We start from the raw sequence: 13,521 nt of genomic DNA, 5'->3' as shown, positions 1-13,521 counted from the left end.
GATGCCCGTGGCCTTCACCCCGCTCGACTCACCGAGCCCACCGGGCCCGCAAAGCCCGCACCACCCGCTCACCCCACACGGCCCGGCGCCCCGCCCGCGCCTGCGTCAACGCCAACGCCCGCGCGACCACCAACGCCCGCGTCAACGCCAGCACCCGACCCGCCTCCTACGCGCCGTCCCACTCCCCCGCCGCCCCGCCGTCCTGGCCTGGGGCCTGGCCTTCTGCTTCGCCGCGCTCTACACCTGCGTCGGCGTCAACCGCCACCGGCGAGGCCTCACCAAGGCCTACGACCTGGGGATCTTCGAGCAGGCCCTCCGGGCGTACGCCGACGGCCGGGCGCCGATCGTGCCGCTCAAGGCGCCCGGTTACAACCTCCTGGGTGATCACTTCCATCCGCTGCTCGCCGTCCTCGCCCCCGCCTACCGCGCGTTCCCGAGCCCGCTCACCCTGGTCGTCGCCCAGGCCCTGCTGATGGCGCTGGCCGTCGTCCCGCTCACCCGCTGGGCACACCAGGTGGCCGGGCCGCGGGTGGCACTGCTGGTCGGCTGCGCCACCGGGGCCTCCTGGGGGATCGTCCGGGCCGCGGCGGACGACTTCCACGAGATCGCGTTCGCCGTCCCGCTGCTCGCGTTCGCCGCCACCGCGCTCGGCCGGCGCCGGCCGCTCGCCGCCGCACTGTGGTCGCTGCCGCTGCTGCTGGTGAAGGAGGACCTGGGGCTGACGGTCGCCGCTGTCGGCCTGCTGATCGCCCACCAGGCCCGGCAGGACCGACGCACTCCGCTGCCCGGACTCGCCCTCGCCGTCACCGGTGTCGCCGCAGTCGCGCTCACCCTGGTCGTCGTCCTCCCCGCGTTCAACCCCAACGGGGGCTTCGACTACTGGCAGCAACTGCACACCGACGGCGGGCAGGCCCCGCTCTGGACGCTCCCGCTCCGCCTCGGCTGGCCGCCGATCAAATGGCTGCTGCTGTTCCTGCTGGCCGCCACCACCGGCTTCCTCGGCCTGCGCTCACCGCTCGTCCTGCTCTGCGCACCCACCCTGGGCTGGAGGCTGCTCTCGACCAACCCGCACTACTGGGGCGTCAGTTACCACTACAGCGCGGTGCTGATGCCGATCGTGTTCGCCGCCCTGGTCGACGCCGTCCGCCACGCCCGCGACCAGGCCACCGTCACCTCCACCTCCATCTCCGGAGAGACCGCCACGGGCCCGACACCCGCCACCCCCCGCCGGGTCCGGCGCGCCCTCGCCGTGACCGCCCTGGTGACGGTCGTGACGCTGCCGCTCTACCCGCTGCACGAGGTGGTGATGCCCGAGGCCTGGCGCACCTCGCCCCGGCTCACCGAGACCCGGGCGATGCTCCGCCTGATACCCGACGGCACCACCGTCGCCGCCTCCAACCGGCTGGCCGCCCAGCTCACCGGCCGGGCGGAGGTCACCCTGGTGTGCCAGGAACCGGTCGGCCCCGGCCCCGACTGGGTGGCCGTCGACCTGCGCGATCCGAGCGTGCAGTCCCCGTGCGCCACCGCCGCCACCGCCCGCATGCTGGCCGCCTACCGGAGCCGGGGCTACCACCGACTGATCGACCAGGACGGCCTGCTGCTCCTCGAACACCCCTGAGCGGCCGCATCGGTGGCGAGACGGGCAGGGCAGGACCAGCGGGGCGGGTGCGGGCGTCGGCGTGAGCAGGGCCGGTGGCGGCCCAGGTCACCGGCCGTGCGCCCGCACCGGCGAACGACAGTCGGATGACTGATGCCGGGGCGTCGGCGTCCGCAGGGCAGTGAGGGGCCGGGCAGCGCCCCGACCCCACGGGGGCGCGCTCCCCCTGCCCGGGCCGGTGTTCACCATGCCCGTCGTCGCGCCCCGTCGCACGCCGCCGGCGGCGCCGGCACGGCGAGCGCCGACGTGCCGTTCCGCACGGTGAAGCACGTCCGACTCGACCTCGACGGGGCCGGTGGCGCGATGCGGCGGGACTACCCGGCCTTCACCACCGGCCCGCGGCAGGCCACCGGTCACGACTGGCAGCAGCGCATGCGGCAGACGCAGGTCGCCGCGTCGGGCAACGAGCTGATCCGGGCCGACCTCAACTCCGGTTCCGCCCGGGTCCAGCTGTGGATCAGCCCCGGCGACCTGTACGGCCGCGGTTGGGTCCAGCGTCGGTAGGTGCCTCAGACCGTTCCAGCGCGGTCCTCGGTAGGTGCTGATCGCCGCTGTGGTGCCCGCGTCGTGCGTGTCTCACAGAGCGGTTGGCTCTTTCGGATGGCGCAAGGGCATGTCGGCCGGAACTTCCGATTGGCGTGTTCACGCCCGTGCCACTCTGGGATTTCCAGTGAGGAAGTCTCCGAACGAGAGGGAATCGGTGCCATGAGGAGAATCGCGCGCGGGCTGGCAGTACTCGGGGTGGTCGCGGCGACGGTTGCGCCTGTGCCGGCGCACGCGCAGATCCGGCTGTTCCATCCTCCGGAGCTCGGAATCCGGTTCAACCCCGATGGTGTTCCCGGCCAGTGCGGCGGAAGGACCGGTGATCAATGGGCCGAGGAGAGAACCTGGACCGACGCCATCCGTTTCGATACCGACAGTCGTCCGGGCGGCTGCCAGCTGGCGTTCGGCGTCTACGACCCCGACGGCGACCTGGAGGGCGTGTCTCTCACCTACGAGCTCCGCTCCACCCCCGGCGGGGACCCGGCACAGTGCGGCAACCAGGGCACGTTCAGGATGCCGATCAGCAAAGATGCCCGAACCTTCGGTCCCGCCGTCCGGATCGACACCGACAGTCGTCCGGGCGGCTGCAACCTCACCTTCGCCGTGCCGCAGATCAAGCAGACGTACGTCGCCCTCGACATCCAGTACGACCCGGACGGCGACCCGGCCCAGTGCCACAACACCGGGCGCAGATGGGCCGAAACCGACCGTGGCCCGGTGACGATCGGCATCGACACCGACGACCGTCCCGGAGGGTGTCGGCTCCAACTCCGGCTCACGGTAGGAGCGGGCTGACCGCAAGGAGGCCCCCGGGTGGCTCCGCACGCCGCCACCCGGGTACGAAGTACCGGTGGGCCCCGAGTGATCTCGGTGCCCACCGGCCTCGCGCAGTCCTACGCCGAACACCCCTGACCACCGCGAGGAGCGGCGTCCCCGGATTGCCTGGCAAGGCACTGATCACGCCGCTGAAAGCCTTTGCGCGTGCTGCCGTCCGGATGATGAGGTAACACGGTGATTGATCGTCATGGAGCAGTGCCCGTAGGACCGTTGGCGCTGGCCTGGGTCCGCCGACACCTGTCCACCGGCGAACGGATCGTCGGCACCGAGGCACTGCGCGGCGGCATCACCGCCGACGTGCGGAGGCTGGCCATCGCCACCCGGGACAGCGGCACCCGTGACCTGGTGCTGCGCTCGTTCGTCGACCCGTTCTCCGTGGAGCGCGCCGAGGACTGGCTGAACCGGGAGGCCGGCGCCCTGACGCTGCTGGCGGGGACCGATGTGACGGCTCCCGGACTGGTCGCGGTCGATCCGACCGCCGCGCACTGCGAGTACCCGTCGCTCCTCATGACACATCTGGCGGGCCGCGCGGTCCTCGATGACGAGGGACTGGAGACGCGCGTCCCGCTGCTGGCCCGGCAGCTCGTGGCGATCCATGCCGTGCGGCCCGTCGAACGGCCCCGGGAGTACGAGGCGTTGACGACCGCCGACACCGTCGTGGTGCCGAAGGACGCCGACGCGGCGGCTTGGGCCGCGGCGATCGACGTGATCCGCAGGCCCGCGCCGCGCTACGAAGGGCGGTTCCTGCACCGGGACTTCCAGCCCGGCAATGTGCTGTTCGACGTGCCGACCGCGAGGTCGGCGGGTGCGCGGATCACCGGCGTCGTCGACTGGGCAGCCACCTCCTGGGGCCCGGCGGACCTCGATGTGGCGCACTGCTCCACCAATCTCGCGCTGCTGCACGGCCCGGCCTGGGGGCAGCGGTTCGCCGAGGCGTACGAGGAGGCCGGCGGGGCGCTGGCCGCGACCGCGGGCGAGCGACTGTACTGGCAGGTGCGGGACCCACTTGCCCTGTCGGAGGAGGTGCCGCTGGTGGCGCGGGCCTGGCGGGATGCGGGGCGGGCGGAGTTGACGACGCGAGCCGTGGAGGAGCGGCTCGATGCCTACGTCACCGGCCTGATGGACGCGCGGGGCTGAGCCGAGACGGTCCGGGGCTAGGCTTCCCCACGCGAACGCGCGCCCGTCCCGGCTTGACCCGCGGGCCGCCGTGGGCCACCATTCCACTATTGAACTAGTGAAAGGCCGCAACGGGTGTGATCGAGTACCGCATCGATCGGCGCAGCGGGGTCTCCACGTACCAGCAGATCGTGCAGCAGACCAAACAGGCCCTGCGGCTGGGGATGCTGGAGCCCGGGGACAAGCTGCCGACCGCCCGCGAGGTGGTCGAACTGACCGCCATCAACCCCAACACCGTGCTCAAGGCCTACCGCGAACTCGAACGCGAGGGACTGGTCGAGCCCCGCCCGGGGCTCGGCACCTTCGTCCGGCGTTCGCTCGCCCGGCCGGAGGCGGCGGCCGACGGACCGCTGCGCGCGGACCTGGTCGGCTGGGTGGACCGGGCCCGCGAAGCCGGGCTGGAACGCGAGGACATCGCCGCACTGATGGCCTCCGTGCTGGAGCAGCGCTTCGACGCCGGGGTTCCGCCGACGCCACCGAACTGACGCACGCCGGAACGGGGACCGGCCGGACCGAACAGGCACGCACCGCAGACACGCACCACAGACACGCACCACAGCCGTACACCACATCCGTACAGAGCAGCCGCACGCCGGGCCACCCGGCAGCACCGAACCGAGAACAGTGGGGGGACCGGGTGAACGACCCGACAACCGTGACTCCGGCACTGGAGGCCGTCGGGCTGGGCAGGCGGTACCGGGGCGAATGGGCCCTGCAAGCCTGCGACTTCACCGTCCCGACCGGACGGATCTGCGGGGTGGTCGGCCCCAACGGCGCCGGCAAGAGCACCCTGCTCTCCCTCGCTGCCCGCCAACTCGTCCCCACCGAGGGCGAGTTGCGAGTGTTCGGCGTGCCGGCCGACACCCGCGAGGAGCGCGCCCGAGTCGCCTACGTAGCACAGGACAAGCCGCTCTACCCGGGCCTCACCGTGGCCGAGACCCTCCGGATGGGCCGCGAGCTCAATCCGGTCTGGGACCAGGGGACCGTCGAACAGATCGTCGACCAGGGCGAGTTGCGCCTCAGGGCCCGGATCGGCTCGCTGTCCGGCGGCCAGCGCACCCGGGTCTCCCTGGCGCTCGCCCTCGGCAAGCGCCCCGACCTGCTGCTGCTGGACGAGCCGATGGCCGACCTCGACCCGCTCGCCCGGCACCAGCTGATGGGCACCCTGATGTCGGCCGCCGCCGAGCGCGGCACGACCATCGTGGTGTCCTCCCACATCCTCCCGGAACTCGACGGCGTCATCGACCACCTGCTACTGGTCCAGCGCGGACGGATCCGGCTGTCCGGCGACCTGGACGACATCCTCGCGGGGCACCAGCTGCTCACCGGCCCCGCCGGGGGCGCCGACCTCCCGCCCGGCCTGGTGGTCGAGCAGCGGGCCGCCGGCCGCCGGGCGACCGCGCTGGTACGCACCGGCGAGCCGCTGGGCGGCCCTTGGGAGAGCGAACGGCCCAGCCTGGACGAGCTGTTGCTCGGCTACCTCCGTGCCCCGGCCGAACCGGCCCCGACCAGGTCAGTTCCGACCGAGCCGACCGAGCCGACCCCGACCGGTTCGACCCCGGGCACCCCTGGCACGACCACGGGCACCCCTGGCACGCCCCCGGCGAACGACGAGAAGGCAGCATGAGCACGGACGCCCTGACCGACCCCGCGAAGCCCGCCCCGGCCCCCGGGTCCGCCGCCCCGGACCGTTCCGGAACCCCTCGGATGCGCGGCCTGCTCTGGCTGACGTGGCGCCAGAACCGGTTGTCGCTCTGGGTGCTGGCGGCACTGCTGGTCCTGCTGGCGGCCGACCTCCTCTGGATCCACGTCGTCGCCCAGCACATCACGGGCGTGCTGCGACGGACGGGCTGCTACAGCCCCGGGAGCTGGGACAGCAACAAGTGCTGGGTCCTCCTCTCGCCGATCAACCGACCGAACTTCTGGTTCGTCTCCGTGCTCCAGCCGCTGGTCACCGCCGTCCCGCTGCTGATCGGCGTGTTCGTCGGCGCGCCACTGCTGGCCCAGGAGCACGAACGCGGCACGATCAGCCTGATCCGGGCCCAGTCCGTCAGCCCCGCGCGCTGGCTGGCCGCCCGCCTCACGGTGCCGGGCCTCGCCGTGCTGGCCACCACCGGCGTGCTCGCCTCGCTGATGACCTGGGTGTGGTGGACGGACATCGTGCACGGTCCGGTCGCGTTCGACCCGCCGTTCCTGTTCTTCACCTACCCGGCCCTCGGGCTGGCGCCGGTCGCCTGGTCCCTGTTCGCGCTGGCCCTGGGCGTCCTGGTGGGCCAGCTGGTGCGCCGGACCCTGCCCGCGATGTTCCTCACCGGTGCACTGGTGGCGGTCGTCCACGGCCTGGTGCGCTGGGCCCGCCCGTCCTTCTACCCGACGGTCGACGAGGTGGCGCCGCTCCAGGCCGCGCAGCCCACCAACGCGTGGCTGATCGACGCGAAGACCATCCTGCCCGACGGCAGCCGGGTCGACTCCGTCGCGTGCATCGGTACGCATCGGTGCGACGGGGCCACCGGCACCTGGCTGAGCTACCACCCCTCCGCCCACCTCGTCCCGGTCCAACTCGTCGAGACCGGGATCCTGTTGGCGCTCACCGCCCTCGCCCTCACGGCCGCCTTCCGCCTCCTCCGCCGTTAACCCTCCGGGCAGCACGCCGACCGCACTCCGACCGTGCGCCGACCGAGCGCCCACGCCTCGCCAGCAGCACGCCGACACCACCCAGGGCCAGGCACCACCCCCCTCCCCACCTGCGGCGCACTTGACGAAAGGTTGACCTGTTCACGGCAGATAGTTGACGCCCGGCGCCCCTATGGTCGGCCCATGCCCTCACAGCCCATCAGGCCGACCGCCCTGCCGGTCCTGCCCTACCGCAAGCCCACCCGCGGCCGGGACTACTGGGTCCTGGACAACGTCCTCCCCGACCCGGACGCCGTCCGCGAGCGCGTCCTGGCCCGCGGCGAGTGGACCGAGGGCTACCCGTACCGCCCCGAGACCTGGCCCGGCCTGCGCACCATGCCCGGCCTCGAACCGGACGAGCTGGCCCGGGTCGAGGCCCAGGTCCGCAAGGCCACCGGCGCCTCCCGGCTCTGGGTGCAGAGCACCCCCGGCGGCGGCACGCTCAACCACAACTGCGTCCAGGTCGTCGGCGCCGGGGAGTCGGAGTCCCGCCCGCACACCGACTCCCGCGCGCTCTGCCGCTACGCCGCCGTGCTCTACCTGAGCCCCGGCGCCCCCAAGGACGCCGGCACCAGCTTCTACCGCCAGCAGTTCCCCGGCGGCCGCCTCGGCGGCAACCTGGTCAACGCCCCGCACAACAACCTGGTCGAGGCGCTCGGCACCCGCCACGTCCCCGCCGACCACTTCACCGAGGACGTCCGGGTCCCCAACCGCTACAACCAGCTGCTCCTCTACCACGCCAACCTGATCCACAGCGCCACCGACTACTACGGCGCGGAGCTGGCGGACCGCCGGATGACCGCCGTGTTCTTCTGGATGGCCTGACCTGGATGCCCTGACCTGGATGCCCTGACCGGCGGACAACGCCGGGCCGGGACCCCTCGGACCGGTTCGAGCCGCGCCCGCCCGGGGACGCTCCCCGCATGAACCCCGACGCCGTACCCCCCACCGAGACGGTCCGCCCCGACTGGGCCGCCATCGACCGGCTGCCCACCGCCGACCTGCTCCGCCTGATGAACGCCGAGGACCGCACCGTCCCCGCGACCGTCGCCGGGCAGCTGGCCCGGATCTCCGCCGTGGTCGACGCGGCGGCGGCGAGGATGGCACGCGGCGGGCGGCTGGTCTACGCCGGGGCGGGCACGGCCGGGCGGCTCGGGGTACTGGACGCCGCCGAGTGCCCGCCGACCTTCGGCACTGACCCCGGGCTGGTGGTGGGCATGATCGCGGGCGGCCGGAGCGCCGTGACGGAGGCCGCCGAGGGCGCCGAGGACCGTACCGACCTCGCCGAGGCCGACGTGGCGGCGCTCGCCCTCACCCCGGACGACACCCTGGTGGGCGTCTCCGCATCGGGCCGCACCCCGTACGCGGTCGCCGCCGTGCGCGCCGCCCGGGCGGCCGGGGCACTGACCGTCGGACTGGCCTGCAACCGCGGCTCGGCGCTGGTGGCGGCGGCGGAGCTGGGGATCGAGGTGGAGGTCGGCCCGGAGGTGCTGGCCGGGTCCACCCGGTTGAAGGCGGGCACCGCGCAGAAGCTGGTGCTCAACATGCTGTCCACGGCCGTGATGATCCGGCTCGGCCGGACGTACGGAAACCTGATGGTCGATCTGCGGGCCACCAACGTCAAACTCCGCGAGCGCGCCCGCCGGATCGTCGCGGAGGCCACCGGCGCCGACGCCCCGACGGTCGACCACGCCCTCACCGCCACCGACGGCCGGACGAAGGACGCCGTCCTGCTACTGCTCGCCGACGTGGACGCGCCCACCGCCGCCCGGCTCCTCGGCGCCTCGGCCGGACGGCTCCGCGACGCCCTCGAACTCGCCCGCCGCCAGGGCCCGTTGTCCAATTAGCCGGGCAGCCGCGACCACGTCACCCGGGGAGGACGGGGTTCCCGTCCGCACTGGACCCACGGACCCAGGGACCCACGGACCCACGGCCACCGGTCCGACCCCGACCCCCGACCCCCGACCCCGGCCCGATCTCCCGCGCTACCCCAGCCGCAGGTCCGCGGCCGCCACGACCTCTCCCAGACGCGGGAAGTCCAGCTCCACCGAGGCCCGGTGCTCCGCCTCCGTCAGCCCGGCCATCGCGTCCTCGACGAACACCAGCCGGTAGCCGTGGTCGCCGGCCGCGCGGGCGCTCGACTCCACGCCGAGGTTGGTGGCGATCCCGGCGAAGACGAGTGTCTCCACGCCCCGGGCCCGGAGCAGTTCGTGCAGTCCGGTGCCCTGGAAGGCGCCGATGGTGCGCTTCACCACCACCTCGTCGGCCGCCGCCGCGACCTCGGCCACCAGCCCGCTGCCGGGCGGCTGTTCGGCGACGCCCGGCCGTTCGACCCGCACCGCGACGACCGGGGCGCCGGCCGCCCGGAACTCCTCGGCCAGGCGCAGCGAGGCCGCCACGACCTCGGGGCCGGAGTGCGGCGCGAGCCGGTTGGCGACGATCCGGTCCATCAGGTCGATCAGGACCAGGGCCGTGCTGCGGGGGTCAAGGGTGGTCATGGCGCTCACGCTAGCCCATCGCCCACGACGCCCGGCCCCGCCCCTGCCGCTCCCCCATCCGCCTCCGGCCACGGCGGCCGGGGCCCGTCCCGCGCCGTGCGGGCGCCGGACGACCCCGCCCGCCAGGCCGTCGACCACCGAACCCCCGGCTATCCCCCGGCCGGCAACAGGTACCCCAACTGGGAGATCACCGACCAGAGTCGGTCCGACAGCTCGGCCGCGGCCGCGACCGCCCCGACGAACAGCTCGGGCGCACTCGCCGCCGCGGCCAGCCCGCCCTTGGCCACCGCCCCCAGCCCGGCCACCGCACCCGCCCCGACCGCCGCCCACACCCCCAGGGCCAGCAGCCCGACCGCCCCCAGCCCGGCCAGGAACAGTTCCCCCTCCGGGGTGAACAGCCGCCGGTCCCGCTCGATCGTCACCGCCAGCTCGGGCACCAGGGTGGGCCCCAGGGGCGCCGGCCGCTGCCGGGCCCGGACCAGGTTGAGCATCGCCTCCCGGATCCTGTCCGGGAGTTGCACGGCCCGCAGCGGCACCCGGTGGATGTGGTACAGCACCAGCCCGTCGTACCCAGGACGGCCGTTGGCCGGCCGCGGGTACTCGCGGAACTCGGCCCGGTCGGTGGGCCAGTAGCAGATCCAGTCGACGTACGTCTCCCCGTTCTGCTCGGTGACGTTGACCGGCACCGGAAGGATCATCAGTCCGGCACCGAGCCGCCAGTCGGTCGCCGTGGCCACCACCGAGAACGGCAGCTGCTTGACCGCGGTGCGCTGCAGGGCGATCAGCCGGTTCTCGATGATCCGGCCGCACGGGTCCCGCAACACCGCGACCTTGCCCTGGAGTTCGCGGTAGGTGTCGAGCGCGGTGCGCTCGGTGCCGACCTCCAGGGCCTCCATCCGCAGGTCCGGGACGTGGTTCTGCAGGCCGAGCAGGTCCGGCTTGAGCGCACCGCCCGGGGTGAGTTCGCGGACGGCCTTGACCAGTTTGACCGCCGGGGTGCTCCGGTCCTTGAGCATCCGCTTGATCGCGTCGACCTTGGCCGCCGGAAAGGTGTTGGTGAGGTCCTCCGACAGCACCTGGAGCACCATCCGCAGCACCGGGTCCTGCGGCTGGGCGGTGAGCCGCCCGTACGGCAGCGCCTCCTCGGGGCCCAGCCGCTCCCGGCGGGGCGTGCCCCACCACTCGGCGATCCGGTCGAGCTGGAAGGTCACCCAGGTCGCTCCGGGGCGGGCGTCGAAGTCCACCCCGAAGTGGTGGCGCACCCACAACTCGGCGGCCAGGTACTCGAAGACCGTCGGCGGCTCCTCCCGCGCCGGCCCCAGCAGCAGACACGTGTCCTGGTCCCTGAGGAAGCTCACGCGATGTCCTTCAACGGGCTGCTCACCGCGATGTCCGTCCCCGAGGTCGGCGTGTACTCGTTCCACTCCGCGATCAGCGTGCCCCGGTGGCCGGGCCGGCGGACCGGGAACGGCGTCAGGGTGCCGTCGTGCCGGTGGGTCAGACCGCTGAGCAGCAAGTGGGTGTCGTCCGGCACCCGGACCACCCGGGCGGTCTCCTGGATCCGCCGGTCGTCGTACTCGTCCACGACGACCGCGGTGTCCGGGGCGAAGCCGGCGCTGGAGGCCACCGGCACCAGCACCGGCGCTCCCCCGGCGGGCGGGTCGACCACGGCGGCGCAGGTGGTGACCGCCTCGTCCTCCAGCAGCAGCGAACTGCTGCCCGGGTTGGCCGGCGGGATGCCGGGGTAGTTGCGGTCGTCGTAGGCGGCGATCTCCCGGGCGATGCTCAGGTACGGGTGGTCGGCGGGCAGTTGGGCGCCGTGGAAGCCGCCCTCCGCGAACCGCACCCAGGCCTCCTCCCAGCCCTTGCGCACGGTGAGCACCACCCGGGCGCTGCCCGCCCGCAGGAAGGCCTGCCGGTTGGCGTCGGGGTGGCTGATCCGGCTGACGAAGGGCCAGGCGGCCGGGGCGTCCCAGAAGTAGGAGTAGAGGAAGGTGACCACGTTCTCCCACTCGATGGCCTGGTTGACGAAGGCCACCTCGGCCTCGTGCCCGAGCACCGCCGCCCAGGCCGCGGCACTGACCCCGAGCGCGCCGGTGTCGTCGCCGGGGAAGCCCGCGCCGTGGCCCAGCCGGTCGGGGTCGCTCGCGACCGAGGCCTTGAAGGCGTCCACCACGTCGGAGGGCATCAGGTGGTAGTCCACGCCGAGCAGGAAGCGCAGCACGCCCTTCATGATCTCGTCGCTCTCCTCGCGCCGGAGTGTGAGGGTGTCGACCCCGTTGAGGCGTTCGCGCAGTGCGGCGGCGCGGGCGGCGAGGTCCTGCTGCTCGGCGTAGTACTTGGTCTGGGCCGCGTTGAACAGGGCCGCCCAGACGTCGTTCTGCCACTGCCGGCGGGCTTCGTCGGTGGGTTCGACGACGGCGGTCAGGTTGAGCCAGGTCTGCCGGTTGTTGACCAGGTGGAAGCTCACCGTGCACGGCCCGCCGGCGTGCCGCAGCAGGGCGCCGTTGGCCGGGTCGGCGAGGTCGACCGGTCCGTGCGTGCCGAACGGCTCGTTCCACTCGGGGATGGTGCTGCCGAGCACCTTGAGGTTGTAGTTGTAGTCACCGGTGCGGCTCTCGGAGGCGAACTGGAACCAGAGGTTCTTGATCCAGTACCGGTCCGGGACGTTCAGCGGCGGCGCGTCGAAGATGCCGGCGCCGTCGTTGTTGGGCGCGGTGACGTTGACGTGGAGGTCCGGGTGCGGGCCGGGGGCGAGCGGCACCACAGCGCCGTACCGCTCGGCGAGCACCAGGTAGTGCGGCTGGCTCTCGCCGGAGCGGACCTCCTCGGTGATGTCGGAGTGCGGCACCTCGAACCGGAACGGCCCCAGCTTCGCCTCGATGGCCGCGAGTTCGGCATAGGCCTGGCGCAGGGCGCCGGCCGGTTCGGGGATGGCCAGGTCGTAGGTCAGCCGGAGCCCGGAGCGGTAGAGCCGGACCCGCCACTTGCGCATCATGCTGAAATAGTCGATCCGGACCGGATCGGTGGCGCTGGCGTTCTTCAAGGTGCGGGTGGTGGTCTCCGAGGAGCCGGTCACGGTGGTGGTCGTGATGGTGACCTTGTGCTCCTGCTTGGTACGCGCGGAGGCCTTCTGGGTGATCGTGGTCGCGTGCTTGCGGCTGTCGGTGGCGGACTGCGAGTCGGCGCTCTGGCTGGTCATGCCGGAGGTGGCGGAGCCGGAGATCAGCGGGATCCCGCCCGAGACGGTGCCGGTGACGTTGAACTGGTTGCTGTGCTGGAGCTGGTTGGTGGTGGACTGGGCGAGTTCGGTGTTGTCGGTGACGCCGGTCTCGCTGACGTTCTCCAGCGAGTCGGTGACGATCGAACTGAACTCCTTGGAGGTGACGGACCACTCCTTCTGGGTGACGGCCGTCTCCTCCAGCGGCGCGAGCGGGATGGTCGCGACCAGTTCGCCGCGCTCGATCCCGGCGGGGGCCATCTCCAGGCGCTCCAGGTTCATCATGCCGATCGGGTCGACGGCCGCGTTGTGGTCGTACGCGGCGTTCGCGACGGCGGCCAGCCCGGCCCGGGCCCGGCCCGCCGCGGTGGTGTCGGCCCGGCGCAACCGCTCCAGCTCACGGCCGAGTTCGCGCAGCGCGGGACCGTCGGCGGCGGCCAGGACGGCGGCCCGCAGCGGGCGGTCGGCGGGGTCGGCGGCGGAGGCGGCGAGCAGCTCCCAGGGCAGCTCCGCCGTCAACCGGCCGCGCAGCGCGGTCACTTCGTCCGGTCGGAGGTCGAGCCCGCGCAGGTAGGCGTGCGCGACCAGGCCCGGCCCGCGCTGCGGACCGGGCACCTTCAACGGGACGAGGGTGGCCTTGTCGATGCTGCGGGCCGCGTGCCCGAGCACCGGCGGCGGCTGGGCGCCGCCCGGCCAGGGCGGCACGGGCGGCACCGGCAGGCCCACCGCGGCGGGCGGCGGCGCGACCCGGGGCGGGGGCAGGGCCTCGGGCAAGGGCGTGAGCTCGGGTGTCTCCGGGGTGCGATCCGACATGACGGTCCCCTCCGTAATCCGTCCGGTTGCTGCTCGCCACCTACCCGGCGCCGCCGGGCGGACGCACCGCACCCGAACGGCTCGCGGAGCGCGCGCCGTTGCGC

At 73.3% G+C, this 13,521-nt stretch carries 12 protein-coding genes; 9 read left to right on the top strand and 3 right to left on the bottom strand.

Going from position 1 to position 13,521, the window contains the following annotated elements:
• The first annotated feature begins 1 nt into the window (after window position 1).
• From ACZ58X_RS17135 to murQ, 9 genes are all read left to right on the top strand, one after another.
• A complete protein-coding gene (locus ACZ58X_RS17135) occupies window positions 2–1,618 on the top strand; it encodes a DUF2079 domain-containing protein (RefSeq protein ID WP_470334440.1) in 1,617 nt (538 codons plus the stop codon).
• Between the two features lie 300 nt (window positions 1,619–1,918).
• Window positions 1,919–2,161, top strand: a complete 243-nt coding sequence (locus ACZ58X_RS17130; protein ID WP_470334439.1) for a hypothetical protein — start codon at window positions 1,919–1,921, stop codon at window positions 2,159–2,161.
• 201 nt (window positions 2,162–2,362) lie between these two features.
• The gene (locus tag ACZ58X_RS17125; protein WP_470334438.1) at window positions 2,363–2,995 is read left to right on the top strand and encodes a hypothetical protein; all 633 of its coding nucleotides are present in this window, start codon (window positions 2,363–2,365) and stop codon (window positions 2,993–2,995) included.
• A gap of 237 nt (window positions 2,996–3,232) precedes the next feature.
• Window positions 3,233–4,174 (top strand): phosphotransferase family protein, encoded by a 942-nt coding sequence (locus ACZ58X_RS17120; RefSeq protein ID WP_470334437.1) that lies wholly within the window; start codon window positions 3,233–3,235, stop codon window positions 4,172–4,174.
• A gap of 116 nt (window positions 4,175–4,290) precedes the next feature.
• Window positions 4,291–4,698, top strand: a complete 408-nt coding sequence (locus ACZ58X_RS17115) for a GntR family transcriptional regulator (RefSeq protein WP_402476668.1) — start codon at window positions 4,291–4,293, stop codon at window positions 4,696–4,698.
• A gap of 170 nt (window positions 4,699–4,868) precedes the next feature.
• Complete coding sequence (locus ACZ58X_RS17110; protein ID WP_470334436.1) at window positions 4,869–5,840, top strand: ABC transporter ATP-binding protein; 972 nt, start codon at window positions 4,869–4,871, stop codon at window positions 5,838–5,840.
• A complete protein-coding gene (locus ACZ58X_RS17105; RefSeq protein ID WP_470334435.1) occupies window positions 5,837–6,847 on the top strand; it encodes an ABC transporter permease in 1,011 nt (336 codons plus the stop codon). Before ACZ58X_RS17110 ends, ACZ58X_RS17105 begins: the two co-directional genes overlap by 4 nt.
• Window positions 6,848–7,030: 183 nt before the next feature.
• Window positions 7,031–7,711, top strand: a complete 681-nt coding sequence (locus tag ACZ58X_RS17100) for a DUF6445 family protein (protein WP_470334434.1) — start codon at window positions 7,031–7,033, stop codon at window positions 7,709–7,711.
• Window positions 7,712–7,809: 98 nt separating this feature from the next.
• Window positions 7,810–8,733, top strand: a complete 924-nt coding sequence (gene murQ, locus ACZ58X_RS17095) for an N-acetylmuramic acid 6-phosphate etherase (protein WP_470334433.1) — start codon at window positions 7,810–7,812, stop codon at window positions 8,731–8,733.
• A gap of 138 nt (window positions 8,734–8,871) precedes the next feature.
• On the opposite strand, the gene ACZ58X_RS17090 is transcribed toward murQ, so the two are convergent.
• From ACZ58X_RS17090 to ACZ58X_RS17080, 3 genes are all read right to left on the bottom strand, one after another.
• Window positions 8,872–9,384 (bottom strand): isochorismatase family protein, encoded by a 513-nt coding sequence (locus tag ACZ58X_RS17090; RefSeq protein WP_470334432.1) that lies wholly within the window; start codon window positions 9,382–9,384, stop codon window positions 8,872–8,874.
• Between the two features lie 149 nt (window positions 9,385–9,533).
• The gene (locus ACZ58X_RS17085; RefSeq protein WP_470334431.1) at window positions 9,534–10,742 is read right to left on the bottom strand and encodes a hypothetical protein; all 1,209 of its coding nucleotides are present in this window, start codon (window positions 10,740–10,742) and stop codon (window positions 9,534–9,536) included.
• Window positions 10,739–13,417: a hypothetical protein gene (locus tag ACZ58X_RS17080; protein ID WP_470334430.1), complete on the bottom strand. Its 2,679-nt coding sequence runs from the start codon at window positions 13,415–13,417 to the stop codon at window positions 10,739–10,741. Before ACZ58X_RS17080 ends, ACZ58X_RS17085 begins: the two co-directional genes overlap by 4 nt.
• Window positions 13,418–13,521: the final 104 nt, after the last annotated feature.

The sequence above is a fragment of the Kitasatospora sp. NPDC040550 genome, from assembly GCF_055594965.1.
Note: the sequence above shows the minus strand (reverse complement) of the source record. Positions and strands in the feature narration are given on the sequence as shown.